The 952-nt window shown below is 44.5% G+C and carries 1 protein-coding gene; it reads right to left on the bottom strand.

The annotated features are described in order from the left end of the window. Nucleotides 1-952, bottom strand: a 952-nt coding sequence (locus tag BXU01_RS23310) for a condensation domain-containing protein (protein ID WP_255373835.1), incomplete at both ends; no start/stop codon positions are given.

Raw genomic sequence — 952 nt, 5'->3', positions numbered from 1 at the left:
TTGAAATTTTACTCTTAACGCCATATCCTTTGACTTCCAGGCTGCTTAGCCCTTCGGTATTCAGGTTCTTTAACCGGGACTGGTTTTGCAGCGTAACCAGCACATCAAACAAAGCCGAGCGGCTCGTATCCCTGGATAAATTTAATTTCCCGATCAGTGCATCAAACGGGTAACCCTGGTGTTCATAAGCCCCAAGAAGGATTTCTTTCTCCAAAACAAGCAGTTCTGAGAAAGTCATCCCTTCCTGCAGGGGGGTACGAATGGCAAGCGTGTTGAGATAAAGCCCTATTTGGTTCTCTAAATCAGGATGTTCCCTACCCGCAACAGGTGTGCCCACTATAATATCATACTGACCTGTATAACGGTGCAGCAATATCTTTACCCCTGCCATAAGCACCATGAACAGCGTTACGTCATGTGCTTGTGAAAATGCTTTGAGCCTGCCTAGAAATTCTGCTGAAAATTCATGGCCTGCGCGGTCTCCATTATAGGTTTGAACCAAAGGACGCGGGGCAACAACAGGTAGATCAAGCACTGGCAATTCGCCCGAAAACTGCTCGAGCCAGTACTTTTCGGATACCTGGTGTTTCTGCTGCTGCAATTCCTCTTTGAGCCAAACTGCATAATCTTTATACTGGATCCTCAGTACAGGCAAGTCTGCTTCTTTGCCGGAAATTAACCCATTGTAGCTTTTTACAATCTCAGACATCAGGAGCTCCATAGACCACCCGTCACCAATGATATGGTGCATCGAAAGGAAAAAAACATGTTCATTCTCTTTTACTTTTATAAGGCTGGCGCGAATTAGACCGTCATGCTCCAAATTAAAAGCAACACTGTTGTTTTGCTCTAAATAAAACTCCACACGCTCTTCCGCATTATTCTCTAAACTGAAATCTTCCCTTGTGATCCTGAAATCAAATAGTGCTGCCGATCTGATATATTGACGGTT

The sequence above is a fragment of the [Flexibacter] sp. ATCC 35103 genome (assembly GCF_001975985.1).
Classification (GTDB): Bacteria; Bacteroidota; Bacteroidia; order Flavobacteriales; family Flavobacteriaceae; genus Flavobacterium.
This window is presented reverse-complemented; position numbering and strand designations above follow the sequence as displayed.